General features: G+C 59.8%; 25 protein-coding genes. 8 read left to right on the top strand and 17 right to left on the bottom strand.

The window, feature by feature from the left end:
• Positions 1 to 31 precede the first annotated feature (31 nt).
• Together CPY51_RS01145 and CPY51_RS01140 are read right to left on the bottom strand one after the other, a co-directional pair.
• Entirely contained in the window at positions 32 to 1,177 is a 1,146-nt protein-coding gene (locus tag CPY51_RS01145) for a glycosyltransferase family 4 protein (protein WP_111158214.1), read from the bottom strand.
• 6 nt (positions 1,178 to 1,183) lie between these two features.
• Positions 1,184 to 1,759, bottom strand: coding sequence for a polysaccharide biosynthesis/export family protein (locus CPY51_RS01140; protein WP_111158612.1), 576 nt, complete (start codon positions 1,757 to 1,759; stop codon positions 1,184 to 1,186).
• A 188-nt stretch (positions 1,760 to 1,947) separates the two neighbouring features.
• Between CPY51_RS01140 and CPY51_RS01135 the strand changes: the two genes are divergently transcribed.
• Positions 1,948 to 4,152 carry a GumC family protein gene (locus tag CPY51_RS01135; RefSeq protein ID WP_111158213.1) on the top strand — a complete coding sequence of 735 codons (2,205 nt, stop codon included), beginning with the start codon at positions 1,948 to 1,950 and terminating at the stop codon, positions 4,150 to 4,152.
• Positions 4,153 to 4,164: 12 nt separating this feature from the next.
• On the opposite strand, the gene CPY51_RS01130 is transcribed toward CPY51_RS01135, so the two are convergent.
• Both CPY51_RS01130 and CPY51_RS01125 read right to left on the bottom strand, forming a co-directional pair.
• Complete coding sequence (locus tag CPY51_RS01130) at positions 4,165 to 5,430, bottom strand: GNAT family N-acetyltransferase (RefSeq protein ID WP_420820651.1); 1,266 nt, start codon at positions 5,428 to 5,430, stop codon at positions 4,165 to 4,167.
• A 132-nt stretch (positions 5,431 to 5,562) separates the two neighbouring features.
• The gene (locus CPY51_RS01125) at positions 5,563 to 5,772 is read right to left on the bottom strand and encodes a DUF2842 domain-containing protein (RefSeq protein ID WP_111158211.1); all 210 of its coding nucleotides are present in this window, start codon (positions 5,770 to 5,772) and stop codon (positions 5,563 to 5,565) included.
• 126 nt (positions 5,773 to 5,898) lie between these two features.
• Here CPY51_RS01125 and CPY51_RS01120 point away from each other — a divergent pair, with 126 nt between their 5' ends.
• Positions 5,899 to 7,002 (top strand): COX15/CtaA family protein, encoded by a 1,104-nt coding sequence (locus CPY51_RS01120; protein WP_111158210.1) that lies wholly within the window; start codon positions 5,899 to 5,901, stop codon positions 7,000 to 7,002.
• Here CPY51_RS01120 and CPY51_RS01115 read toward each other — a convergent pair.
• The 9 genes from CPY51_RS01115 to CPY51_RS01075 all read right to left on the bottom strand — a co-directional run bounded on the left by CPY51_RS01115 (position 6,999) and on the right by CPY51_RS01075 (position 13,436).
• Positions 6,999 to 7,898, bottom strand: a complete 900-nt coding sequence (locus tag CPY51_RS01115) for an aminoglycoside phosphotransferase family protein (RefSeq protein WP_111158209.1) — start codon at positions 7,896 to 7,898, stop codon at positions 6,999 to 7,001. The two genes, CPY51_RS01120 and CPY51_RS01115, sit on opposite strands and share 4 nt — an antisense overlap.
• 5 nt (positions 7,899 to 7,903) lie before the next feature.
• The gene (gene argC, locus CPY51_RS01110; RefSeq protein WP_111158208.1) at positions 7,904 to 8,836 is read right to left on the bottom strand and encodes an N-acetyl-gamma-glutamyl-phosphate reductase; all 933 of its coding nucleotides are present in this window, start codon (positions 8,834 to 8,836) and stop codon (positions 7,904 to 7,906) included.
• A gap of 82 nt (positions 8,837 to 8,918) precedes the next feature.
• Complete coding sequence (gene speB / locus CPY51_RS01105) at positions 8,919 to 9,872, bottom strand: agmatinase (RefSeq protein ID WP_111158207.1); 954 nt, start codon at positions 9,870 to 9,872, stop codon at positions 8,919 to 8,921.
• The gene (locus tag CPY51_RS01100; protein ID WP_111158206.1) at positions 9,853 to 10,230 is read right to left on the bottom strand and encodes an antibiotic biosynthesis monooxygenase family protein; all 378 of its coding nucleotides are present in this window, start codon (positions 10,228 to 10,230) and stop codon (positions 9,853 to 9,855) included. The genes speB and CPY51_RS01100 overlap by 20 nt, the downstream gene beginning before the upstream one ends.
• A 384-nt stretch (positions 10,231 to 10,614) precedes the next feature.
• Positions 10,615 to 11,097: a DoxX family protein gene (locus CPY51_RS01095; RefSeq protein ID WP_111158205.1), complete on the bottom strand. Its 483-nt coding sequence runs from the start codon at positions 11,095 to 11,097 to the stop codon at positions 10,615 to 10,617.
• A gap of 21 nt (positions 11,098 to 11,118) precedes the next feature.
• A complete protein-coding gene (locus tag CPY51_RS01090; RefSeq protein WP_111158204.1) occupies positions 11,119 to 11,874 on the bottom strand; it encodes an HvfC/BufC N-terminal domain-containing protein in 756 nt (251 codons plus the stop codon).
• Positions 11,875 to 11,883: 9 nt separating this feature from the next.
• Complete coding sequence (gene bufB, locus CPY51_RS01085) at positions 11,884 to 12,738, bottom strand: MNIO family bufferin maturase (protein ID WP_111158203.1); 855 nt, start codon at positions 12,736 to 12,738, stop codon at positions 11,884 to 11,886.
• 95 nt (positions 12,739 to 12,833) lie between these two features.
• Positions 12,834 to 13,112 carry a BufA1 family periplasmic bufferin-type metallophore gene (locus CPY51_RS01080; RefSeq protein WP_111158202.1) on the bottom strand — a complete coding sequence of 93 codons (279 nt, stop codon included), beginning with the start codon at positions 13,110 to 13,112 and terminating at the stop codon, positions 12,834 to 12,836.
• A 51-nt stretch (positions 13,113 to 13,163) separates the two neighbouring features.
• Entirely contained in the window at positions 13,164 to 13,436 is a 273-nt protein-coding gene (locus CPY51_RS01075) for a BufA1 family periplasmic bufferin-type metallophore (RefSeq protein ID WP_111158201.1), read from the bottom strand.
• Positions 13,437 to 13,686: 250 nt separating this feature from the next.
• Between CPY51_RS01075 and CPY51_RS01070 the strand changes: the two genes are divergently transcribed.
• Both CPY51_RS01070 and CPY51_RS01065 read left to right on the top strand, forming a co-directional pair.
• Entirely contained in the window at positions 13,687 to 14,253 is a 567-nt protein-coding gene (locus CPY51_RS01070; RefSeq protein ID WP_111158200.1) for a sigma-70 family RNA polymerase sigma factor, read from the top strand.
• Positions 14,240 to 14,875, top strand: coding sequence for an NrsF family protein (locus CPY51_RS01065; RefSeq protein ID WP_111158199.1), 636 nt, complete (start codon positions 14,240 to 14,242; stop codon positions 14,873 to 14,875). The genes CPY51_RS01070 and CPY51_RS01065 overlap by 14 nt, the downstream gene beginning before the upstream one ends.
• Before the next feature lie 79 nt (positions 14,876 to 14,954).
• Here CPY51_RS01065 and rpsI read toward each other — a convergent pair whose 3' ends face one another.
• From rpsI to CPY51_RS01045, 4 genes are all read right to left on the bottom strand, one after another.
• Positions 14,955 to 15,422: a 30S ribosomal protein S9 gene (rpsI, locus tag CPY51_RS01060; RefSeq protein WP_111158198.1), complete on the bottom strand. Its 468-nt coding sequence runs from the start codon at positions 15,420 to 15,422 to the stop codon at positions 14,955 to 14,957.
• A gap of 2 nt (positions 15,423 to 15,424) precedes the next feature.
• Positions 15,425 to 15,889 (bottom strand): 50S ribosomal protein L13, encoded by a 465-nt coding sequence (rplM, locus tag CPY51_RS01055; RefSeq protein WP_111158197.1) that lies wholly within the window; start codon positions 15,887 to 15,889, stop codon positions 15,425 to 15,427.
• A 247-nt stretch (positions 15,890 to 16,136) separates the two neighbouring features.
• Positions 16,137 to 16,973, bottom strand: a complete 837-nt coding sequence (locus CPY51_RS01050) for an EamA family transporter (protein ID WP_111158196.1) — start codon at positions 16,971 to 16,973, stop codon at positions 16,137 to 16,139.
• A gap of 404 nt (positions 16,974 to 17,377) precedes the next feature.
• Positions 17,378 to 17,704: a hypothetical protein gene (locus tag CPY51_RS01045; protein ID WP_111158195.1), complete on the bottom strand. Its 327-nt coding sequence runs from the start codon at positions 17,702 to 17,704 to the stop codon at positions 17,378 to 17,380.
• Positions 17,705 to 17,815: 111 nt separating this feature from the next.
• On the opposite strand from CPY51_RS01045, the gene CPY51_RS01040 reads away from it, so the two are divergent.
• The 4 genes from CPY51_RS01040 to pstS all read left to right on the top strand — a co-directional run bounded on the left by CPY51_RS01040 (position 17,816) and on the right by pstS (position 21,359).
• Complete coding sequence (locus CPY51_RS01040; protein ID WP_111158194.1) at positions 17,816 to 18,247, top strand: CoA-binding protein; 432 nt, start codon at positions 17,816 to 17,818, stop codon at positions 18,245 to 18,247.
• Between the two features lie 130 nt (positions 18,248 to 18,377).
• Positions 18,378 to 19,661 carry an O-acetylhomoserine aminocarboxypropyltransferase gene (locus CPY51_RS01035; RefSeq protein ID WP_111158193.1) on the top strand — a complete coding sequence of 428 codons (1,284 nt, stop codon included), beginning with the start codon at positions 18,378 to 18,380 and terminating at the stop codon, positions 19,659 to 19,661.
• A 50-nt stretch (positions 19,662 to 19,711) separates the two neighbouring features.
• Positions 19,712 to 20,056, top strand: coding sequence for a cupin domain-containing protein (locus tag CPY51_RS01030; RefSeq protein WP_111158192.1), 345 nt, complete (start codon positions 19,712 to 19,714; stop codon positions 20,054 to 20,056).
• A gap of 277 nt (positions 20,057 to 20,333) precedes the next feature.
• Entirely contained in the window at positions 20,334 to 21,359 is a 1,026-nt protein-coding gene (pstS, locus tag CPY51_RS01025) for a phosphate ABC transporter substrate-binding protein PstS (protein WP_111158191.1), read from the top strand.
• Positions 21,360 to 21,418: the final 59 nt, after the last annotated feature.

Here is a 21,418-nt window from a genome sequence, read left to right as displayed (position 1 = left end):
CTAATGCACGCTTATGAAGATGAGTCGCATTTTATGCTTCGGCCGAAATACCCAGTATTTCATTGTATAATTTTAGGACATCCGCCGCCATGACCCGTGCGGAGAACACCGATTGGATCATCTTGGCCTCCGGCATTGTCTTTTCACGCCAGCGAGGTTCGGTGATCGCTTCAGCCATGATGCGCGCCAGATCGTCGGCGTCATTCGGCTCGGCAAGGCCGGGGCTCATTGGTCCGAGCGCTTCCGGAATGCCGCCGACCCTTGTCGCGATCACTGCCTTGCCCGCCGCCAGAGCTTCGAGAACGATATAGGGCATGGATTCGGCCCGAGAGGGAACGACGATGTTCTGCGACATCCCGAAGGCTTCTTCGATGCGCATGGCCGGCAGCATCCCGATCCGGTGGCCGAGGCCCCGTTCCGTCATCATGGTTTTGTATTTTTCCTTGTCAGGCCCGTCGCCGATCATCAAGGCGGACAGCGGCCGTCCGACCCGTCGCTCGGTTCTGGCGAAGGCATCCACAAACAGATCGGGACCCTTAAGGTCCCGCAGCATGCCGACATATATGAAATTCACCGAATCCGAACGGCTCGGCACAGGTCGGAAATCCCTTTCGCTGATGCCGTTGTAGATCAGCTGTGATCTGGTGATCGGCACTCCGATCTTCCTCTCATAGGACTTTCGCTCGAAATCGCAGATGAAGATCAGCGCATCGGTGAAGCGCTCCAGCAGGCGTTCCGCCGGCAGCACGAACAGACCTGGCAGAGAGAAACGCGAGAAGTGAAGGCTTCCGCCATGCGCGGTATAGATGCGGGCAACGCGATACCTGTTCACCTGCAAGGCTGAGCCGATGATGCGCGCCAGCACGCCGCCCTTGGCGCCGTGCCCGTGCAGCACATCCGGCCGCAAACTCTTGATCGTTTTGTAACCACTCCACAATGTCGCGACATCGGAAAGTCCGATGGACCGGGCGATAGGTATCCGTGTCAGACCGAGGGATAGAAAAGGCCGGATGTCCTCGAACAAGCCGTCCTCGTGTTCGCCGCCTGTCGTGCTGTCGCATAGGATGCCGACTTCATGCCCCGCTCTGCTGTGCTCTTCCGCCAGATCGCGGACATGGCGGAAAATTCCGCCGATGGGCGACCTGAAGCAATGAAGAATGCGAAGCGGCTTTGCCATGAACGATCAGAACAGCCGTTCTCGAACATAGATCGTGTCGCCGGCGAGAACCGGATCGGAAATCCTGACGCGACCGGTCATGACCTGGCCGTTGATCTTGCGGGTGACATCGGTGTTCCCCTGGTAGGCCCGCGGCGAAAAGCCCCCGGCGACCGCGATGGCGTTCTGGATTGTCATGCCGGGCACATAGGAATACTGCCCGGGCTGGCCGACCTCGCCCATGATGTAGACGGAGCGATAGCGGTCGACATCGATGGTGACGTCGGGGTCGCGAAGATAACCCTGCTTCAGCTTTTGTGCGATTTGGCCGGAAAGCTGCTGCGGCGTCTTTCCGCGGGCAGGGACCTGTCCGATCAGCGGGAACGCGATGTAGCCGGCCTGATCGACGGTGTAGGTGTTGGTCATGCCCTCGGCGTCGAACACGGTAATCCGCAGCCGGTCGCCGCTATCGAGCGTATAGGGCTGGATCGTTGCCTGACTGAAGGCTCTGGGCGCAGGCTGATAGCTCATGCAGCCGCTCAAGCCGAAGCCCAAGCCTGCAATGCCGACTGCCAGAAGGATCTTTGGCTTTGCGAAGGCCATCATGCGCTCACAGAAAAGTGGAAATCACAGACGTCGTTATCGATCCGTTAGGGTTAACGCTCAGTAAATTAAACGGGAAATTTCTAGGGTAGTTGCGATTTAAGGGGAGGCGGGGCGCCGACGGTACTTTAACGCTTGGGTTACCATAGTCGTTTACGGTGCGGCGAAACTACATCTCGGAGTGCGGTATGTCCGGCGCAAACAACAATCAGCAAGACGTCGACATTGATCTTGGACAACTCTTTCGCGCCGTATGGCAGCGTCGCGCCAAGGTCATTGTCATCACGCTTGTCGGTGCCAGTCTTGCTTTTGCCGCCGCCAAGATCATTTCTCCCGAATATCGCAGCGAAACCAGGCTCCTGATCGAGCCCCGCGCGGCGGCCTTCGCCACGACGACGACCGAAGGTGCTGCTGCCAATGCCGGTTCTCTCCTCGACGAACTGAACATCGCCAGCCAGGTGCAGATCCTCCAATCGGCCGATTTGATTAAGCAGGTCATCACTGAGCTGAAACTCTATGACCGTCCGGAATTCGAGGCGAGCGGCAAGAGCTCTGCGCTCTCCGACATTCTCGTCGCCATGCACCTGAAAAAGAGCCAACTCGAAAAGGCGCCGGAAGAGCGAATGCTCGACGCCTTTGTCGAGCGCCTCCAAGTCTACCAGATCAACACCTCGCGCGTCATCGGCATCAGCTTCACCTCGCGAGACCCGGAATTGGCAGCAAGCGTGCCCAACGCGATGGCGAAGGTATACCTGTCGACGCAGAGCGGGGCGAAGCTCGACAGCAACTCCGAGGCGACGCGCTGGCTCGAGCCGGAAATTGCCAGCCTTCGCGAAAAGGTCAGCGAGGCCGAGAAGAAGGTTGCCGACTATCGCACCGCCAACGGCCTGCTGCAGACGAGCGATACCAGCACTTTTTCGAACCAGCAGTTGACTGACATTTCCGGCCAGCTTGCCCAGGTGCGCGGCGACAAGGCCAACGCCGATGCCCGCGCTCAGGCAGTACGCAATGCCCTATCCTCCGGACGTTCCACCGACACGCTGGCCGATGTCTCCGGCTCGCAGAATATGCAGCGCCTGAAGGCGACCGAATCCAATCTCGAATCCCAGATATCGGACCTGTCGACGACATTGATGAACGGCCACCCCAAGCTGAAAAGCCTCCGTGCCCAGCTTGCCGACATCCGCCAGCAGATCGATCGTGAAACCAAGAAGATCCTTGCCAGTATCGAGAACGAGGCCAAGGTCGCCGAGCTGCGCGAGCAGCAATTGCTGCAGCAGTCGAACGTTCTGAAGGCCGACAGCGCCCGCGCCGGCGAAGACACCGTCGGCCTGAACGCGCTGGAACGCGAAGCGACCGCCGAGCGCCAGTTGCTGGAAACCTATCTCGCGCGCTACCGCGAAGCCGCATCCCGTTCCGACAAGAATTCGAGCCCCGCCGATGCGCGCGTGGTCTCGACGGCCAGCGCGCCGGCCGATCCTTATTTCCCGAAAGTCGTTCCGATCGTGGTCGTAGCGGCGTTGGCCACGTTCATCCTCACCTCCATCGTGATCATGCTGATCGAACTTTTCAGCGGCCGCGCGCTGCAACCGGTTCGCTCCGCCGACGAGGAGCCCGTCGTCGAGCGAAAGAAGATGCTGAGCGCCCGGCGCACCCCGACCAAGGTCGGCAGCCAACCTGCAGCGTCGGCAAGTATGCTCTCCGTTGCCGCCGACGACGAGCTGGCGCGCGAGATGGAGCAATCTGTCGATTTTGGCGCCGAGCCCGTTACCCGCTCGGCGGAAGAGCCGCCGGAGCCGGAAGAGGATTTTTCGATCCAGTCCGTGGCAGACTATCTGCTGCAGCGTAGCCCGAGCATTGTCATTGCCATTTCGCCCACCGGCGACAACGGTTCGACCGCCACCGTCATGCTGGCCCGGACGATCGCCGATGCCGGCCGGCGGGTGGTTCTCGTCGACATGACCGGCACGGCCTGCCCAACGCGATTGATGGCGGAAAAGCCCGGTCTGCCCGGTGTCACCGATCTTCTCTGCGGAGAGGCTGCCTTCGGCGATACGATCCATCCCGATCGCCTTTCCGACGCCCATCTGGTGCCGCAGGGTACAAGCGACGTGAAGCGCGCCATGCGGGGCGCCGATCGGCTGGCGCTGATCCTGGACGCGATGTCGTCAGCCTATGACATGGTGCTCGTTGAATGCGGCGCTGCCGACGTCGATGGCGTCGCCCGGCTCACCAGCAGCAAGGACGCGGAAATCATCCTGTCGATGCCCGAGCCGGATGAGGACCAGTTCATTGCCGCGATGACGGAGTTCCAAAAGGCTGGGTACGAACACTTGATCCTGATGTCCGGCTGGCGCAAGGACGCTCCTGGTTCGGAGCGCCATGCCGCCTGAGGCGGATGAGGGTCAATCCCTTTCCGCGTCATCCGGGGCGGCGCGACGAGCGGTCCGCGCCCGCAGGCGTTGGACAAAGCCATAAACCTGTCGATTGGCTTTGATGGCAGCTTTGGTGTGCGTAAGGCTTCGTTGCGCCAGAGCCGCGACCCGGCCGAGCGCCGAGATCGGCAGGATGACATCATGCTGCACAGTCTCGACCGGGCACCACGATCGCTTGTAGGTCTGGTCGCCGATTCCAAAGTCGAACAGCGCGATGCCCTGATGATGAAAATGCTCGATCATTAGCCAGAAAAGCAGCTCGCCCGGGCTCGTCTCCGGAACCAGCGTTTCGTCGATCGCGGCGAACTGGCAGATGATGTGATCGCCCTTGCGCGAAACGGCCGCAACCGCGGGAATATGCCCTTGATGCATGCCTTTCAGCTGCAGGGCATGAATCTCAAGCGCGACGTAGGCGCCATCATCGTTCCTAAGGCCGGTAAGCCCTTGCAGGAAATTCCGTGTTTCAGGCGATTGGAAAACGTCAGGGAGACCCGCGGTCTTGAAGCGCTCGGCCTTCAGGTCAAAGAAGAGTTGCAGCAACCGATGCCGATCCTGCGACGTGGAGGCGATCAGGTGGTCGTAACCACCTTTCTCATCGAGCATGCGTGTCTGCTGTCGATATTTCTTGCGGCGTCTCTTGGCGTTGACCTGCTTCAGGGTTGTCTCGAAGCTGTCGAGAAACGGCAGCTGGAAGGCATGGTTTTGATTTTCGATACTGGGCAGACTGGCCAGCGGACTTTGGTGGCCACGCCATTCGAATGGCACGTTCTGTAACAGCAGGACGTCGACCTTGCCCTTCAAGGCACGGGTGATCTGTTCCTGATGGAATGCCGCGAGGTGACCCACGCTCTCAAGAAATTCGACAGCGAATAGGCCGGTATTGATGTTGCTCCCCTGGGCGCCAATGAACTGCGCACGGCGTACCATGTTCGAGCGAACGATTTCCAGCGGCAGGATAAAGACCGTGCGCTCGCCGATCGATCCTCGGATGATCGCCAAAGGATTGCGGTAGACCTCGACCCAGGTCGCGCACCAGTCGAAACTCTGGTGGATCGATGCCAGGTTGTCCGTTTCCAGTGCCCGCCATTCAGCTTCAAGAGGCTGCATGCTGTCGACGATTTCTACCCGCAAGACATCGGCCCCCAACGCCTCCGGCGTAGCGTTGGCTGCGGACGCATCGATATTTTCCGCAAGCGTTCTTGCGGTTTGCCTGATATCCGGTTTCGGCATCTGCACCGAGGCGACTCCGATCGAGGGGTTTCGATGCGGATGATAGTCGGCGGACGGCGCATTTATGGTTTACGTGCGTAAGGCCGCCCGTAATTTCCGTCGACTAGGGTTATTCCGCCGTTAATCTCCACCGGACGATTATTGCTGCTTGGGGCCGGCCATCCATTTGATCAGCAGCATGGCAGGCAGGATCCAGAGCAGGCCGCTGAAGAAGAAATAGGTGAGGTGTATCCACCACGGAGAAGCGCCCAGCGCATTGACCGCCACCGTCGTTGCAATGAAGGCATAGCCGAGCACCAAGACGATCAACAGGATCGTGCCGATGAATTTGCGCAGGCGAACGGGCATGAATGAGATACTTTCGTGGTCGGTGGATAGCCGCCAGTTTCTTCCGCGACGGCATGCCGCAAAGGCTTGGGTCTTGTTTTGCACGGCCCCATGGGGCAAATCAACAGCCGGATCGAAGGAGACACCATGGCTGTCGCAAATATAACGTCGGAACAGGCCGTCCTTGGCGAAATGGCCCGCCAGGATCGCAATCGTCGGGCAGTCCGTATCTGGCTCGGCTTGGTGCTTTTGGCACTCTTCTGTCTCGTCATCGTCGGCGGCGCAACGCGGCTGACCAACTCGGGTCTTTCGATCACCCAGTGGCAGCCGATCCATGGCGTCATCCCGCCGCTGAATGCCACGCAGTGGCAGGAGGAGTTCGATCTATACAAGCGCATTCCGCAATTCCAGCTAATCAACAAGGACATCACCGTCGATGATTTCAAGAGCATCTTCTGGTGGGAATGGGCGCATCGGCTGATTGCCCGTGCCATGGGCGTCATCTTCGCGGTGCCGCTGATCTTCCTCTGGCTGACCGGCCGCATCGAAAAGCGCCTGCGCCTGCCGCTGATCGGCATCTTCCTGCTTGGTGGACTACAAGGCGCGATCGGCTGGTGGATGGTCTCGTCGGGGCTCGAGGCGCGCACAGATGTCAGTCAGTATCGCCTGGCAACGCATCTGATCACCGCCTGCCTGATCTTTGCGTCATGCATGTGGATCATGCGGGCGCTATCGCCGCATTCGAGCGACGCCGCACCGACCCGCTATTCGGCCAAGCTCGCGGGACTGATCGCATTCATGGCGCTCTTCCAGATCTATCTAGGCGCGCTGGTCGCAGGCCTCGATGCCGGGCTTTCCTACAATACCTGGCCGCTGATGGACGGCGCGGTCATTCCGGGCGGGCTATTCGCCGAAACGCCCGGCTGGATCAATTTCTTTGAAAACCCGAAGATGGTCCAGTTCGTCCACCGGCTCGGCGCCTACGCGCTGCTGGCCGTCGTCCTCATCAACATGATCGTTTCTCTGGCAACCGCCCCGCGCACAACCCATGCCCGCCGCTCGATCGTCCTCTTCGTGCTGGTCCTGATCCAGGCAGGCCTCGGCATTTCGACGCTGGTGATGCAGGTGCCCCTGGATCTGGCACTCACCCACCAGGCCGGCGCCCTCATCGTCTTCGGCTTCGCCATCGCCAACTGGCGCGGCTTCTATGGCGAGTATCCGCACGAGACCGTCTTGCAGGTACGTAGCTAGCGATTGGAATTTGGAGCGCTACGAGCAGGTGCGTAGCGCTCCTCCGCCAACATCCGCCGCACGATCTTCGCAAAGGCCAATCGTTCCGCGATATTCTCGTCTGCCTCCGCCGACTGCTTGTTCTCCATCGACCAGCATATCGACAATCCCGCATGCGCAGCCGCGTAGTGCAGGATCTTAATTTCTGAGCAAGAAATTGCCTCGGAAAAACGCGCCGTCAAGGTCGCAATCCGCGAAGGGTCGAGGATGTCACCGGCCGCGCCCAATGGGTTGCCGAACACATTTGCCACATCATAGGCGGGATCGCCGATCAACCCTTGTGGATCGATCGCCAGCCAGCCGCGCGCACCGCCTCCGATTATGTTGTCATGGTGCAGATCGCCATGTAGCGGCTTCACGTCGGTCTGGTTGCCGAGAATATCCTCCGCAAGGGTCGCCGTCCAACGCAGGATCTCCGCAAACGCGGGATCGATTTGACGCCCGGCCTTGGCGAACAACGATGTGAAATGTTTGCGAAGAGGTATCAGTTCGACCGCAGGAGGGGACGCCGACCCCGCGTGCAATTTATGAAGCACATCCAGAATGACATCCGTCGCCTTGTAGTCACCGAATTGACGCTGGAAGTCCCGCAGGAGCAGTCCACCTGCATCTTCAATGAGGCACGCATTCTGATCGCGATCGAGGAGGCGGATTGCGCCGTTGCCCTCGCGCCATTCGAGAAACGCCATGCCCGGCAGCTCGTTCATACCATCGGGCTTCAATATCTTGACGATGGCGGCAGGAGCATCATCCCGCTCGACGCGATATACAAGGCTGCTTCTTGTATCTGCAATCGCCACGGCGGTAGCGATCGCCCAACGCTTACGGAGACGAAGCGGGATATCGCCTTGGCTCATCGGCGTCACGCCGAAAGCATCAGATCCATGTTCTGAACCGCAGCACCCGAGGCACCCTTGCCGAGATTGTCGAGCAAGGCGACAAGATTGACCTGTGAGGTGCCAGGCGTCCCGAAGACGAACAGCCTCATAGTATCCTTGCCCTCGAGCTCCACCGCATTGACGCGAGGCAGTGCCCGGCTTTCGGCAAGCGGCACGACCTCGACGATGTCCTGACCGGCATAGTGCGCGGAAAGGGCAGCATGGATACTCTCCAGCGTGGCGCCGGGGACAAGACTGTCGAGATGCAGTGGTACTTGGACGATCATGCCTTGGGCGAACTTGCCCACCGACGGTGAAAAGATCGGCGCGCGGTCGAGCAGGCCATGCGTCGTCATCTCCGGCACGTGCTTGTGGTTCAGCGGCAGGCCGTAGAGGAAGTGAGGCGAGGTGATAGCATCCGCATGATCGGGATTTTCCATCTGCGCGATCAACTGCTTGCCACCACCGGTATAGCCCGAGACCGCATTGACCGTCACCGGATAGCTGTCCGGCAGGATACCGGCAACGCGAAGCGGCCGGATCAGGCCGACGGCGCCTGTCGGGTAGCAACCGGGGTTGGCGACCAGCCGAGCCCGCCTGATCTTCTCGCCCTGGTCCTTGTCCATCTCGGCAAAGCCATAGGCCCAGCTGGGATCGACCCGGAACGCGGTAGAGGTGTCTATGACGCGGACGTTGTTATTGGCGGAGACCATCTTCACCGCTTCGCGCGACGCATCGTCGGGCAGGCAGAGAATGGCGATATCGGCGCCGTTGAGCATGTCCTCGCGCATCGCGGCATTGCGCCGTTCCGCTTCCGGGATTGACAGAAGCTCGACATCACGGCGGTTGGCCATGCGCGTGCGGATCTGCAGGCCCGTGGTTCCGTGTTCGCCATCGATGAAGATCTTCGGTGCCATGTTCGTCCTGCGCTTTCAGTGGGTTCGCAATGTTTTCGGAATCAGTTTGGCATGCAGTTGATTCAAAATGATAACAGCCGGGTCAACGATTGTGGGAGCGTCGTTCGGCGTTGAGCCCGAGCATATACATCGCGACCGTGGCCCCTGCAATGGCAGTGATATCGGCGTGATCATAGGCCGGCGCGACCTCGACCACATCGGCGCCGCGGATGTCGAGCTGATGCAGCCGTTGCAACACCGCGAGAATCTTGGCGCTCGAAGGTCCGCCAGAAACCGGCGTTCCGGTGCCCGGAGCAAAGGCCGGGTCCAGGCAGTCGATATCGAATGTGAGATAGGCCGCCGCGCCCTTGGTGTGGGAGATGATATGCGAGGCAATCTCCGCGGCCGACATGTCTTCCAACTCATGGCCGTAGAGGATGCGAATGCCGCAATCCTCCGGCGCGTGAGTACGGACGCCGATCTGGATGGAACGATCCGGATCGATAAGTCCCTCCTGCACTGCACGGGCCACAAAGGAACCGTGGTCGATCCGCCCGTTGTTGTCCGGCCAGGTGTCCTGGTGCGCATCGAACTGCACCAGGGCGAGTGGCCCATGCCTCGCCGCATGCGCCTTCAATAGCGGCCAGGTAACGAAATGGTCGCCGCCGAGCGTCAGCAGGAACGCGCCGCTGTCGAGGATGATGTTCGCCTGCCGCTCGATCGCGTCAGGTGTGTCCTGGTGATTGCCGTAGTCGAGCAGGCAATCGCCATAGTCGATCACCGCCATCTCGGCGAAGAGATCGCGGTTGAAGGGGTATTGCGGGTCATTGTCGAAGATCGCCGAAGCGCGGCGCATGGCCTGCGGTCCGAAGCGTGCACCGGGCCGGTTCGAGGTCGCCGCGTCGAAGGGAATGCCCCAGACGACGGCATCGGCGCCGTCGAGCTGCTTGGTGAAGCGGCGGCGCATGAAGGAGAGGGCACCAGCGAAAGTCGGGTCGCTTGCTGCGGACCTCAGTTCCCCCGCGGTAAAGGCGTGGTCAATCGACTTGTTCGCCAAGGCGTTCTCCTTCCACGAGATCAAAAGAATAGGCGCGCTCGACTTTGGCGACCCGCACTTCGTAATGTTTGTACCATCTCTCGCGCCCGAGCTTCTGGGCGGCAAGGTGGGCGACGACATTCTTCCAGGCAATGATGCTCTTCTGGTCGCGAAAGAAGGCATTGGTAATGCCGAAGCCATCAGCCCTACGTGCACTTTCGATCCCGAGACAGCCGTCCTGGGCCAGCGCCAGCTCTTCCATCCGATCCGCCATCGCGCCATAGCCGTGGTCGCCCTCCGTGCGGGCGGATGAGAACGCGACGATATAGTAGGGCGGCTCCGGCGTGGCCGCGAAAGGCGAAGATTGTGTCTTACTCATGGCTCATGTCCTTAGGGACAAAAGGTCGTAAGCGACCGAGCGCCGGAATGCAAGGCGGGAGCGCGGCGACCCTCGAAGGAAGGGGGCTGGGGCGGGCGATGGTAGCCACACCTCGTGGTTCGAGAGGCTGCGATCTCCCCTTCTCCCCTCGGGGAGAAGGTGCCCGAAGGGCGGATGAGGGGGCTTCCGCGGGACTCTAAGCATCTGAAACGCAGAATCCAAACAAAGCAAACTCTCGCCGTGCCGCCCCCTCATCGCCTCGCTACGCTCGGCACTTCTCCCCGAGGGGAGAAGGGGGAGATCGCGGCAAGGGCGGCGGTAAGCCTCTGTCTCCGGCGTACGCGGGTGCCTAGAGCCTTCTCGGCAGATACGTCAGTGCAGATACTAAATGCCACGACTGAAATGCCTGGCAATGAAGTGGTCGATCGAGATGCGGCCCGGGCCACCGGCGATGATCACGAGGAAGCAGACGGCCCAGGTGCCATGGGTTGGCCAGGCGTCGGGATAGACGAAGATCTCGATCACTAGCGTCATGCCGAGAAGCGCCAGCGCCGACAGCCGGCTGGCAAATCCGATCACCAGCAGCAGCGGAAAGAAATGCTCTGCGAAGGCCGAGATATGAGCCGCAAGCCATGGGTCGACGAACGGCAGTTTGTATTCGGTCTCGAAGAGATAGACGGCGTTGTCGGTGACATGCCAGCCATCGACCTTCGTCTGCCCTGACTGCCAGAAGACGGCGGCGATCGAAAGCCGCGAAATCAGGGCAATGAGATCGTGCGGGATAAGGTCGAGGAGCCGGAGGATGGCGTAGAATTTTTGCGGCAGGGTTCGCACCGCCATCGGCTCCAGTGTCATTTCGTCGTTCATGGTCATTCTCCGGATGTCGGTTCAGCTGATCGCCGTGATCGCGCCGGCATGAAGGGCGCCGGCAAGGTTGGCGGAAAGATCGAAATCGTCCGCCTCTTCAGTCGCAAGCTCCATTGCGGTCCCAAGCTCCGCACCGTCGGCCAGCGCCTGAAGGAAAGCCGCGCCTCCGGGCGGGAGCCGTTGCACGAGAACGGTCATCTGCGGACGCACGATGAGCGCGTCTTCCCCGGCCCAATCCTCGATCGGCGTAAGGGTCATCTCGCCAACGTTCATCGCCCAGATGGTGACGGCAGGATGTCGCGAGCGGACGATCGAGGCCGAGGGATGCAGGGTAAACGTCAACGACGGAAGGCGCTCGGCGGGTAGGGATGCAAATGCCGATGTGTCCAGTGGAGCCGCATCGGCGGCGTGATAGGCTCTCCCGCGAGCCGCCTCGAGCCGGATGACGTCGGGCAGGTACCCCACGCTTTCCGCTGGCTCGAAGGTCTCGACGAAATCGGCGAATTCATCGCCGTAGTTCAAAAGCAGCGGCGAGCGTGGCGGATGAAGCCTGATGAATTCATGGGCCATCGCGGCGAAGAACTCTTCGCCGACGATCTTCTCCGCCATGGGGAAGCGCGACGCCAGCGCGCCGATGAGCCCAACCGCGACATTGTTGCGATAGACACGAAAGCGGCGTTCCGGGCGCGGGCCGTTCCAGGACGTAAGACCCTCCGGAACCGGTTCATCGGTGTCGAGCAGGGCGCCGGCGAACCGGGTTTGGATTGCGATGGACATGATCGTTCCTCAGGCAGCTCGGCGCGCGCCGCAGCGCTGCAGGTTCGCATTGGCGGCCTGTGCTTCGGCGGAAAGAATCGGCCACTCGGGCACGTCGTTGTCCCATTCGACCAGGCTCGCGATCGGTCCGGCCCGGGCGATCAACTCTTCATAAAGTGCCCAGACAGGATCTTTCACCGGCGTGTCGTGCGAGTCGATCAGCAGTGGTGCGCCTGTGTCGTCGACTGTTTCGGAATGGCCGCTCAGGTGAATTTCCCGCACCCATTGGACGGGAAAGCGGGCGAGGTAGTCGCGCGGGTCCATGCTGTGGTTGGTCGAGGCGACAAAGACGTTGTTGACGTCGAGCAGCAGCCCGCAGCCGGTTCGGTTAGCGACGGCGGCAAGGAAGTCAGTCTCGGCGATCGTGCTTTCCTCGAAAAGCAGATAGGTCGCCGGGTTCTCGAGCAGCATCTGCCTACCGAGGAACGTCTGCACCTCGTCGATGTGTTCACTGACGTGGGCCAGTGTTTCGTCTGTGTAAGGCAACGGCAGGAGATCGTTCAGGAACACGGTGTCATGGGTCGACCATGCCAGATGCTCTGAAAAACTCTCGGGTTCGTAACGGTCGCAAACGATCTTCAGGCGCGAGAGATGATCCTTGTCGAGCGGCTGCATCGAACCTATCGACAAGCCGACCCCGTGGATCGACAGGGCGTAGTCCTCGCGCAGACGACCGAGCTGGGCATGCGGTGGCCCGCCGGCGCCCATGTAGTTCTCAGCATGGACCTCAAAAAAGCCGATGGGCTGCCGTTCGGAATTGATCTGCGCAAAGTGTTCCGGTTTGAAACCGACACCGGCCCTGCGGGGAAGCTTTGATGATTTCATGGCGAAACTCCTTCGTGCGTTCGGGTGGCGGCGCGGCCGGGACAGCGCCGCCGGTCTTTGCGGAATTCAGATATGAACTTGGCTTTAGTGGAGGTTCAGACGGGGGCCGGGCCTGGCGTCAGGGTGCCGTGGCCATTCGGGGTCTTGGTTGTTTCGCAGGTTCCGCCCGGGACGAGCTTCCAGGAATTCTGCTGGTAGTCGACCTTTGCGGTGCCGGCGCAGGTCGTGCCCGCTCCTGCGGCGCAATCGTTCTGGCCCTTCATGGCAACGCCGAAGCACTTTTCCTTGGGCGCGGCCGAGGCCGGAACGCTGCCGAGCAATGTGAGTGCAGCGGCAACCGAGGCTGCAAAGGCGACTGCGGGAATCTTGGTCATGATAATCTCCGAAGTTCTTGTAATTTAGTGGGAGTGAGCGTCGGCGATAGATCAGGCCGCCGTCAGCGAGCCGTGGCCCTTGGGGGTCTTCATCGAGACGCAGGAGCCGGTCGGAACCAGCTTGAAGGACATCTTGTCGTAGTTGACCTTCGACTTGCCGGCGCAATCATGTTTGCCGGCCGCGCAATCGTTCTGGCCCTTGAGAGCAACGCCGTAGCACTTTTCCTTCGAGGTATCGGCAGCGGAGGCAGGCACTGCCGCAACGGATGCGAGAGCGGAAGCAAGCGAACCGGCAAGTGCCAGAGTGATGATGCTGGTCTTCATGATTTTATCTCCGTAACAAATGCGAGCCGTTATTGGCTTGCATCGACGTCTACGGAGCGCTCTCGGCAAACATTACACGCTGGGCGAAAAAAATTTCAAAAACGGAATTGTTACGATATCAAAGGCGCATCGAGGGAGAGCGACGTATGTGGGAACGATGCGTGCAGATATCCGGCTGCGCGACAAAGCTGAGAAATATGGCCGCTGCCGGTAACAAAACCGTGTGTTTCGCCGTAGTGAGAAGTGCTGAATGAATTATTCGGCGCGCGAAAGAGAGTGGGCGGACTGGATGCGCGCGGCTATGGCTGGCGATACGCAAGCCTATCACCGCTTCCTGTCCGCCGTGACGCCGCATCTGCGGGCCATGGCGCGCAGGCGTTGCGATCATTTTGGCGCGCCGCTGAGCGAGGCGGAAGACGTGGTGCAGGAAGTGCTGCTGGCGATCCATCTGAAGCGCGGGACATGGGATGCTTCGCGTCCGATCGGCCCGTGGATATCGACGATCGTCCGCAACAAGATGATCGACAGCCTGCGTCGGCGCGGGCGTCACGTGAACATACCCATCGACGATGTCATCGCGACACTGGAGGCGGAAGAACAGGTCGACGCCCTGGATCGGCTCGATGTCGATCACATGTTGGCGCTGCTGAAGGATCCGCAGCGCACGATCGTTCGCTCGATTTCAGTCGAGGGTACCAGTGTCCGCGAAACGGCTGATCGACTGAAAATGACGGAAGGTGCGGTGCGCGTGGCGCTGCACCGGGCCTTGAAGGCGCTGGCCGCCTTGTATCGGAGTGAAATTAGTGGAGACCAATGACTTCATCAACCTTCTAGCGCAGGATGCGCCGGTTCGCTCCCGGATCGGGCGGACGTTGGCGCTTGCGGCGGGGGTCGGCATTCTGATTTCAGGCGCGATGTTCTTCGCTGGCATCGGCTTTCGCGACGACATAGCAACTGCCATCCAGACGAACCGCTTCCTCTTCAAGTTCGTCTTCACGATCGCCCTGGCAGCGACTGCGTTCAGCCTGGTCTACAGGATCGGCCGCCCCGGTGTTCCGCTCAAGCTCTGGGGCTGGGCGCTTGTCGCTGCGCCGCTTTTGCTTGCTGCAGCGGTTTTCACTGAAATGGCTGTCATGCCGGCAGATAGCTGGAGCGCACGCATGGTCGGCCACAACGCCCGCTTCTGCCTGACCTTCATTCCGCTTCTGTCGATCGGGCCGCTCGCCTGCTTCCTCTTCGCGCTGAGGCAGGGCGCGCCGGAAAGGCCCGGCATCGCCGGTGCGGTTGCCGGCCTTGCCGCAAGCGGCATCGCCGCCACCTTCTATGCTTCGAACTGCACGGACGACAGCCCGCTGTTCGTCGCGCTCTGGTATCCGATCGCAATCGCGCTCGTCACCCTGGTCGGCTACATCGCCGGATCGAAACTGCTGCGCTGGTAGCGATCGAATATTTCAACGCTGTACAAACGAAAAGGCCGGGTAGAAACCCGGCCTTTTGCAAATTTGGATATCGAAGCGATTAACGCTTGGAGAACTGGAACGAACGACGGGCCTTGGCCTTGCCGTACTTTTTACGTTCGACCACACGGCTGTCGCGGGTCAGGAAGCCACCCTTCTTCAGGACCGGACGCAGGCCCGGCTCGAAGTAGGTGAGGGCCTTGGACAGACCGTGACGAACAGCACCGGCCTGGCCGGAAAGACCGCCGCCGGCAACCGTTGCGATGATGTCGAACTGGCCATCGCGAGCAGCAGCAACGATCGGCTGGCGCAGGATCATCTGCAGAACCGGGCGTGCGAAGTATGCGAGGTAGTCCTTGCCGTTGATGATGATCTTGCCGGAACCCGGCTTCAACCATACGCGGGCAACCGCGTTCTTGCGCTTGCCGGTCGCATACGAGCGTCCGAGCGAGTCGACCTTGCGAACGTGAACCGGAGCAGCTGCTTCCGACGACGTGCCGAGATCCTTCAGGGAAGAGAGGTCAGCCATTATCAGGCGCTCCTTGTGTTCTTGCTGTTCAGCGCTGCAACGTCGAGAGAGACGGGCTGCTGAGCTTCATGGGGATGGTTCGAACCGGCATAGACGCGCAGGTTCTTCATCTGGCGACGGCCGAGCGGGCCGCGCGGAACCATGCGTTCAACAGCCTTTTCGAGAACGCGCTCCGGAAAGCGGCCTTCGATCAGCTGGCGAGCCGTACGCTCCTTGATGCCGCCGGCATAACCGGTGTGCCAGTAGTAAACCTTGTCTTCGTACTTCTTGCCGGTGAATACGACCTTGTCGGCATTGATGACGATGACATTGTCGCCGTCGTCGACATGCGGTGTAAAGGTCGGCTTATGCTTGCCGCGCAGACGCATTGCGATGATAGAAGCGAGACGGCCAACGACGAGCCCTTCGGCGTCGATGAGCACCCACTTCTTCTCCACCTCTGCAGGCTTCTGGGAGAAGGTTGCCATGTTGTATACTCTCTTTTAGGACCCTTGACCCGAAGGCATCAGGGCGTTTCTTGTTGCTTGAATTGACGCGAGCGAGCTCACGTCAAAAAGAAAGCAGCCCCGGAAGGCTGCGATCTGGTGCGGCTTATAAGATGTTGGCGCGAACAGGTCAATATCGATAATTTGGACGATTGGAAAAATTCCGTAACAAAATCAACTAGTTGAATATACGGTATTATGGTACCACATTATTTGCCGGAATTGCATCTCACCTCAGCCTTAAAATCAGCACGCCGGCGGCGATGATGGCGCCGGCGATATAGCGCCAGATGCTCGATTTTTCCTTCAGCACGACCACCGAAATCACCAGCGCGAAAAGGATCGAGCTTTCGCGCAATGCCGCGACAGTTGCGACCGGCGCCTTGGTCATCGCCCAGAGCGCGATGCCGTAGGAAGCGATCGAGCCGCCGCCGCCGATCAGTCCGCGCCACCAGTTGTAACGAACATGGGCCGCGACCGCATAGACGCCGCGACGCGAGATCGCCCAGGCGAACAACAGCACCGGCGGCAACAGTGCCATCCAGAGCGTATATGAAATGGGATTGCCGGCACGGCGTGCCCCGATGCCGTCGACATAGGTATAGGTGGCGATGACGCAGGCATTGGCAAGCGCCAGCATGATCGCATGCCGGCCACCTTTTCGGGCTTCGAAGGCAAGCGTCAGGATACCGGCGCAGATCGTCATGACGCCGATGAGCGCCCCTCCGGACAGCGTCTCCTGCAGAATGAAGCCGCTGGTCGCGACGATGATCAGCGGGGCGACACCGCGCATCAGTGGATAGACGAGCCCGATGTCGCCGGCGCGGTAGGCGGCTGCCACCAGCTGGAAATACATGAACTGCAGGATGGCGGACGCGCCGATGAATGGCCACGCCGCGGGGAGGGGATAGGGCAGGAAAGCCAGAAACGGCAGGGCGGTGACCGCGCCGCCGGCCGATACCAATGCCGCATCGAGGGATTTGTTGGTCCCGGCCTTGATGATCGCATTCCAGGTGGCGTGAAGCAGCGCGCCGAAGAGAACGAAGGCGATCACATCGACGGACACGGATACCTCGGAACTTGTTGGTGCAGGCAGCAATGTGGCCGCATGTGGAAATATCCGCGCCATATGATCGGCAATAGCACGAAAGGCAACTTATTTTGCGAAACATGACTGCTTCTGAAATCTACCTTTACGTGCGTTGAATCTGAATTGTGCGCCGCACCATCCCAGATTACTTTTCAAGGCTTGCTACTCAACTATGAGATGTTACTAATAAGTACGTGAACAAAACATGCATATAACGGGTATATTATGGCATCGCGCAGGTCGGATAACACCGTGTTCCCGACGCTGTTCCAAAACGACACGATGGCCACCATTTCACAGAATCAAAATTAGAGAACAGTAACTAAACCATGCGATGCGCACGGCCTTCCAGCACGGGAACGGTCCACGGCAAATGCGGATCAAGGTATGATTATGCGGTGGTGATCGAAATCGGACGATGGGCGGCATATGTAGACCGGGCAGCTCTGGTCTCCCTTTGTCGGGATGTAGGTCCGGTAAGCGTAAAAGCCGATGTCGCAGGCATCGCGGTCTGCGACAAATCGATCGTACAGCGTCATGTTTCTAACGCGCTCGGCCGGATAGCGCAGGATGACCGCGCGTTCCCGCAAAATCAGCGCCTGGGCCTGGGGGCAGGTGTAGGACAGGGCGTTGTATCGGTTGATGGCGAGCGCCGGGGTCGCTGCCGTAGAGGCGACGACCAGACCAAGCAGAACAATCTTTTTCATCGGGATGATCCTGACTTCGACTATGATCCCTATATACGTTTGATCTGCCGAAAAAGTTCACCCGGATCAGGGCGTGAACGCAGTCGTGATCGAAGCCGGAGGAGGGTCGAGATGAACCATGATCACTATGACAATTCCTATATCGCCGATATTTTGCGAAGCGTGAAGACCATCGCGCTCGTCGGTGCATCGCCCAACGCTTTGCGCCCGAGTAATGAGGTCATGGGCTACCTGCTGTCCAGGGGATATCGCGTTATTCCCATCAATCCCGGGCAGGCGGGAAAAGAGATACTGGGCCAGACCGTCTACGCCAAACTTGGGGACATCCCCGAGCCCGTCGATATGATCGATGTCTTCCGCGCGCAGGAATTTCTATATTCCGTCGTGGACGAGGCGTTGGCGCTCAAGCCGCTTCCGTCCGTTATCTGGGGCCAGCTGGAAATTCGCAACGATGCGGCGGCGGCAGTGGCGGAAGCAGCCGGAATCAAGGTCGTGATGGACCGGTGTCCTGCCATAGAAATCCCGCGTCTGCTGGCTGCCTGAGACTGTCACCCGCGACATTGGGCGATGGATTTTCTACGACAGCGCGCAATCGGGGTAATATCGCGGTTAACTTTGCCGCTCGAGACGATATGATCCTCCACGCTCGGATAAAGAGCCACGGGAGGATATGATGGCGACCAATAAACCTGGCTTCGATACGCTGGCGATCCACGCAGGCGCGCAACCGGATCCGACCACCGGGGCACGTGCAACCCCGATCTACCAAACAACATCTTTCGTTTTCCAGGATTCCGACCATGCAGCCGCATTGTTCGGGTTGCAGCAGTTCGGCAATATCTACACCCGCATCATGAACCCGACGCAGGCTGTACTTGAGGAGAGGGTGGCAGCGCTCGAGGGGGGCACGGCAGGTCTTGCGGTGGCATCAGGCCACGCGGCGCAGATGCTCGTCTTTCACACCATCATGCAGCCGGGCAGTAATTTCGTCGTCGCCAACAGACTCTACGGTGGTTCGATCAACCAGTTCGGCCATGCCTTCAAGAACTTCGACTGGCAGGTTCGCTGGGCCGACCCGGCAGACCCGACGACCTTCGAGAACCAGATCGACGACCGGACGCGCGGCATCTTCATTGAGAGCCTCGCCAATCCCGGCGGCACCTTCGTCGATATCGCAGCCATCGCTGCGGTCGCAAAGAAGCACGGCCTGCCGTTGATCGTCGACAACACCATGGCGAGCCCATACCTCATTCGCCCGCTCGAACACGGCGCCGATATCATCATTCACTCGCTGACCAAATTCATGGGCGGACACGGCAATTCTATGGGCGGCGCCATCGTCGACGGCGGCACCTTCGACTGGTCGGCGTCGGGAAACTATCCGATGCTGTCGGAGCCCCGTCCCGAATATAATGGCATCGTGCTGCATTCCACATTCGGCAATTTCGCCTTTGCCATAGCCTGCCGCGTTCTTGGCCTGCGCGACCTAGGCCCCGCCATTTCGCCTTTCAATGCGTTCCTCATCCTCACCGGTATAGAGACGCTGCCGCTTAGAATGCAGCGCCATAGCGACAACGCCATTGCCGTCGCCCGCTGGCTGAAGACGCATGAGAAAGTGGCCTGGGTGAACTATGCCGGCCTCGAGGATGATCCCAACTACGCACTCCAGAAGCGCTATTCGCCGAAGGGCGCCGGTTCCGTCTTCACGTTCGGCCTGAAGGGCGGCTATCCCGCAGGCAAGACGCTCGTCGAAGGATTGGAGCTGTTTTCCCACCTCGCCAATATCGGCGATACGCGCTCGCTGGTGATCCATCCGGCATCGACCACGCACAAGCAACTGACCGACGAACAGAAGATCATCGCCGGCGCCGGCCCTGATGTCGTCCGGCTGTCGGTCGGTATCGAGGATGTGAAGGACATCATCGCCGACCTCGAGCAGTCGTTGTCGAAGATATAGTGAAAGGATGCCGCTGCGACCATTTGCGGTCGCGGCATCGGGGGGAAAGTATGCCAACTTATCTGAAATTGGATACCGCCGGGATCGAGCCGGAGACGGGTACGCCGGCCGCCGATCGCCTCGTCTCCGGCGCTCCCCAATTCACGACTTGGAATGTGGAGGAAGCCGAGGGCGGCCTCTATGCCGGCATATGGGAAGCGACCCCGGGCAAGTGGCGCATCGTCTATGACGAATGGGAATATTTCCACGTTCTTGAGGGGTATTCGGTCGTCACGGAAGACGGCGGCGAGGCTACCCACTTGCGCGCTGGCGACCGGATGATCTTGAGACCTGGCTTCAGGGGAACCTGGGAAGTGATTGAAACGACTCGTAAGGACTATGTGATCCGACTGTAGCCGATGGTTCGATCGAGCGAGCGACGGCCCATTTTTATTCGAAATTGCTAATGTTGTTAACCAGGCGTTTAGCCCGCTTAAACGTGGCCTCGCATCGGCGTGCTTAGTCCCGGAAAAAACGTGTCATTCGGCTTTCATGGAAATGTCATCAAACTGAAACATTGCGGCTATAGAGCCATCCCTGTCGCTGGGAGATTGACGCGTCCAATGAACCATCTGGCTATCCATGCGCCTGCTCCCTCGCCATCCTTTCATCACTTGAGGAAGTGAATTCATCATGATCGACCATAAATTCCGTTCGCTTTGCCTTTCCGCAGGCCTCGTCGTCGCCATGGCTGCTTCGGCCTCGGCTGCCGACCTCACCGGCGCCGGCTCGAGCTTCATCGCGCCGGTTATGTCCAAGTGGGCCGAAAACTATAAGGCTGCGACGAACAACGCCGTCAACTACCAGTCGGTCGGTTCGGGCGCCGGCATCAAGCAGCTCCTCGACAAGACCATCGTATTCGCCGCTTCGGACAAGCCGATGAGCGACGCTGACCTCGAGAAGAACGGCGTTGCCCAGTTCCCGATGATCTCCGGCGGCATCGTCGTTTCCTATAACATCGACGGCGTAAAGCCGGGCGAACTCGTTCTCGACGGCAAGACGCTGGCCGACATCTTTCTTGGCAAGATTGCAAAGTGGGACGACGCGGCCATCAAGGCCCTCAACCCCAACCTGAAGCTGCCTTCCACGGCGATATCAGTCGTTTATCGCGCCGACAGCTCGGGCACGACCTTCAACTTCACCGATTACCTGTCGAAGGTTTCGCCGGAGTGGAAGGAAAAGGCTGGTTCGAACACGACGGTCGAATGGCCGGTCGGCTTCGGCGCTAAGGGTTCTGAAGGCGTTTCCACCACTGTCAACCAGACGGCTGGTTCGATCTCCTACGTCGAATATTCCTACGTCGTTGCCAACCACATCGGTTTTGCGAAGATGAAGAATGCTGCCGGCAAGGTTATCGAGCCGAGCCTCAATACGTTCGAGGCTGCTGCTTCGAGCGCCGATTGGGCCCATGCCAAGAACTTCAACCTGATCGTCACCAATCAGCCGGGCGAAAAGAGCTGGCCGATTGCAGCTTCGACCTGGGTCATGCTTTACAAGAAGCCGGCCGATGCCGCTGCCAACGATGAAGCCCTGAAATTCTTCAAGTGGGCCTATGAGAAGGGCCAGAAGGAAGCGACTGGCCTGTCCTACCTTCCTGTTCCGGAAGCCGTTGTTAAGGTTGTCCAAGAGTCCTGGAAGAAGGACTTCGGCACGAAGTAATTTCGGCTGAGAAGTTGCGGCGGACAGGGTTTGGCCCTGTCCGCCTTTCGTGACAGGAC

The sequence above is a fragment of the Arminella tubonensis genome (assembly GCF_003240585.1).
Classification (GTDB): domain Bacteria; phylum Pseudomonadota; class Alphaproteobacteria; order Rhizobiales; family Rhizobiaceae; genus Rhizobium; species Rhizobium tubonense.
This window is presented reverse-complemented; position numbering and strand designations above follow the sequence as displayed.

Coding starts and splice junctions, on each gene's coding strand:
- CPY51_RS01145 (WP_111158214.1), bottom strand. CDS start 1,177: ATGGCAAAGCCGCTTCGCATTCTTCATTGCTTCAGGTCGCCCATCGGC.
- CPY51_RS01140 (WP_111158612.1), bottom strand. CDS start 1,759: ATGGCCTTCGCAAAGCCAAAGATCCTTCTGGCAGTCGGCATTGCAGGC.
- CPY51_RS01135 (WP_111158213.1), top strand. CDS start 1,948: ATGTCCGGCGCAAACAACAATCAGCAAGACGTCGACATTGATCTTGGA.
- CPY51_RS01125 (WP_111158211.1), bottom strand. CDS start 5,772: ATGCCCGTTCGCCTGCGCAAATTCATCGGCACGATCCTGTTGATCGTC.
- CPY51_RS01120 (WP_111158210.1), top strand. CDS start 5,899: ATGGCTGTCGCAAATATAACGTCGGAACAGGCCGTCCTTGGCGAAATG.
- CPY51_RS01115 (WP_111158209.1), bottom strand. CDS start 7,898: ATGAGCCAAGGCGATATCCCGCTTCGTCTCCGTAAGCGTTGGGCGATC.
- argC (WP_111158208.1), bottom strand. CDS start 8,836: ATGGCACCGAAGATCTTCATCGATGGCGAACACGGAACCACGGGCCTG.
- CPY51_RS01100 (WP_111158206.1), bottom strand. CDS start 10,230: ATGAGTAAGACACAATCTTCGCCTTTCGCGGCCACGCCGGAGCCGCCC.
- CPY51_RS01095 (WP_111158205.1), bottom strand. CDS start 11,097: ATGAACGACGAAATGACACTGGAGCCGATGGCGGTGCGAACCCTGCCG.
- CPY51_RS01090 (WP_111158204.1), bottom strand. CDS start 11,874: ATGTCCATCGCAATCCAAACCCGGTTCGCCGGCGCCCTGCTCGACACC.
- bufB (WP_111158203.1), bottom strand. CDS start 12,738: ATGAAATCATCAAAGCTTCCCCGCAGGGCCGGTGTCGGTTTCAAACCG.
- CPY51_RS01080 (WP_111158202.1), bottom strand. CDS start 13,112: ATGACCAAGATTCCCGCAGTCGCCTTTGCAGCCTCGGTTGCCGCTGCA.
- CPY51_RS01075 (WP_111158201.1), bottom strand. CDS start 13,436: ATGAAGACCAGCATCATCACTCTGGCACTTGCCGGTTCGCTTGCTTCC.
- CPY51_RS01070 (WP_111158200.1), top strand. CDS start 13,687: ATGAATTATTCGGCGCGCGAAAGAGAGTGGGCGGACTGGATGCGCGCG.
- rpsI (WP_111158198.1), bottom strand. CDS start 15,422: ATGGCTGACCTCTCTTCCCTGAAGGATCTCGGCACGTCGTCGGAAGCA.
- rplM (WP_111158197.1), bottom strand. CDS start 15,889: ATGGCAACCTTCTCCCAGAAGCCTGCAGAGGTGGAGAAGAAGTGGGTG.
- CPY51_RS01045 (WP_111158195.1), bottom strand. CDS start 17,704: ATGAAAAAGATTGTTCTGCTTGGTCTGGTCGTCGCCTCTACGGCAGCG.
- CPY51_RS01040 (WP_111158194.1), top strand. CDS start 17,816: ATGAACCATGATCACTATGACAATTCCTATATCGCCGATATTTTGCGA.
- CPY51_RS01035 (WP_111158193.1), top strand. CDS start 18,378: ATGGCGACCAATAAACCTGGCTTCGATACGCTGGCGATCCACGCAGGC.
- CPY51_RS01030 (WP_111158192.1), top strand. CDS start 19,712: ATGCCAACTTATCTGAAATTGGATACCGCCGGGATCGAGCCGGAGACG.
- pstS (WP_111158191.1), top strand. CDS start 20,334: ATGATCGACCATAAATTCCGTTCGCTTTGCCTTTCCGCAGGCCTCGTC.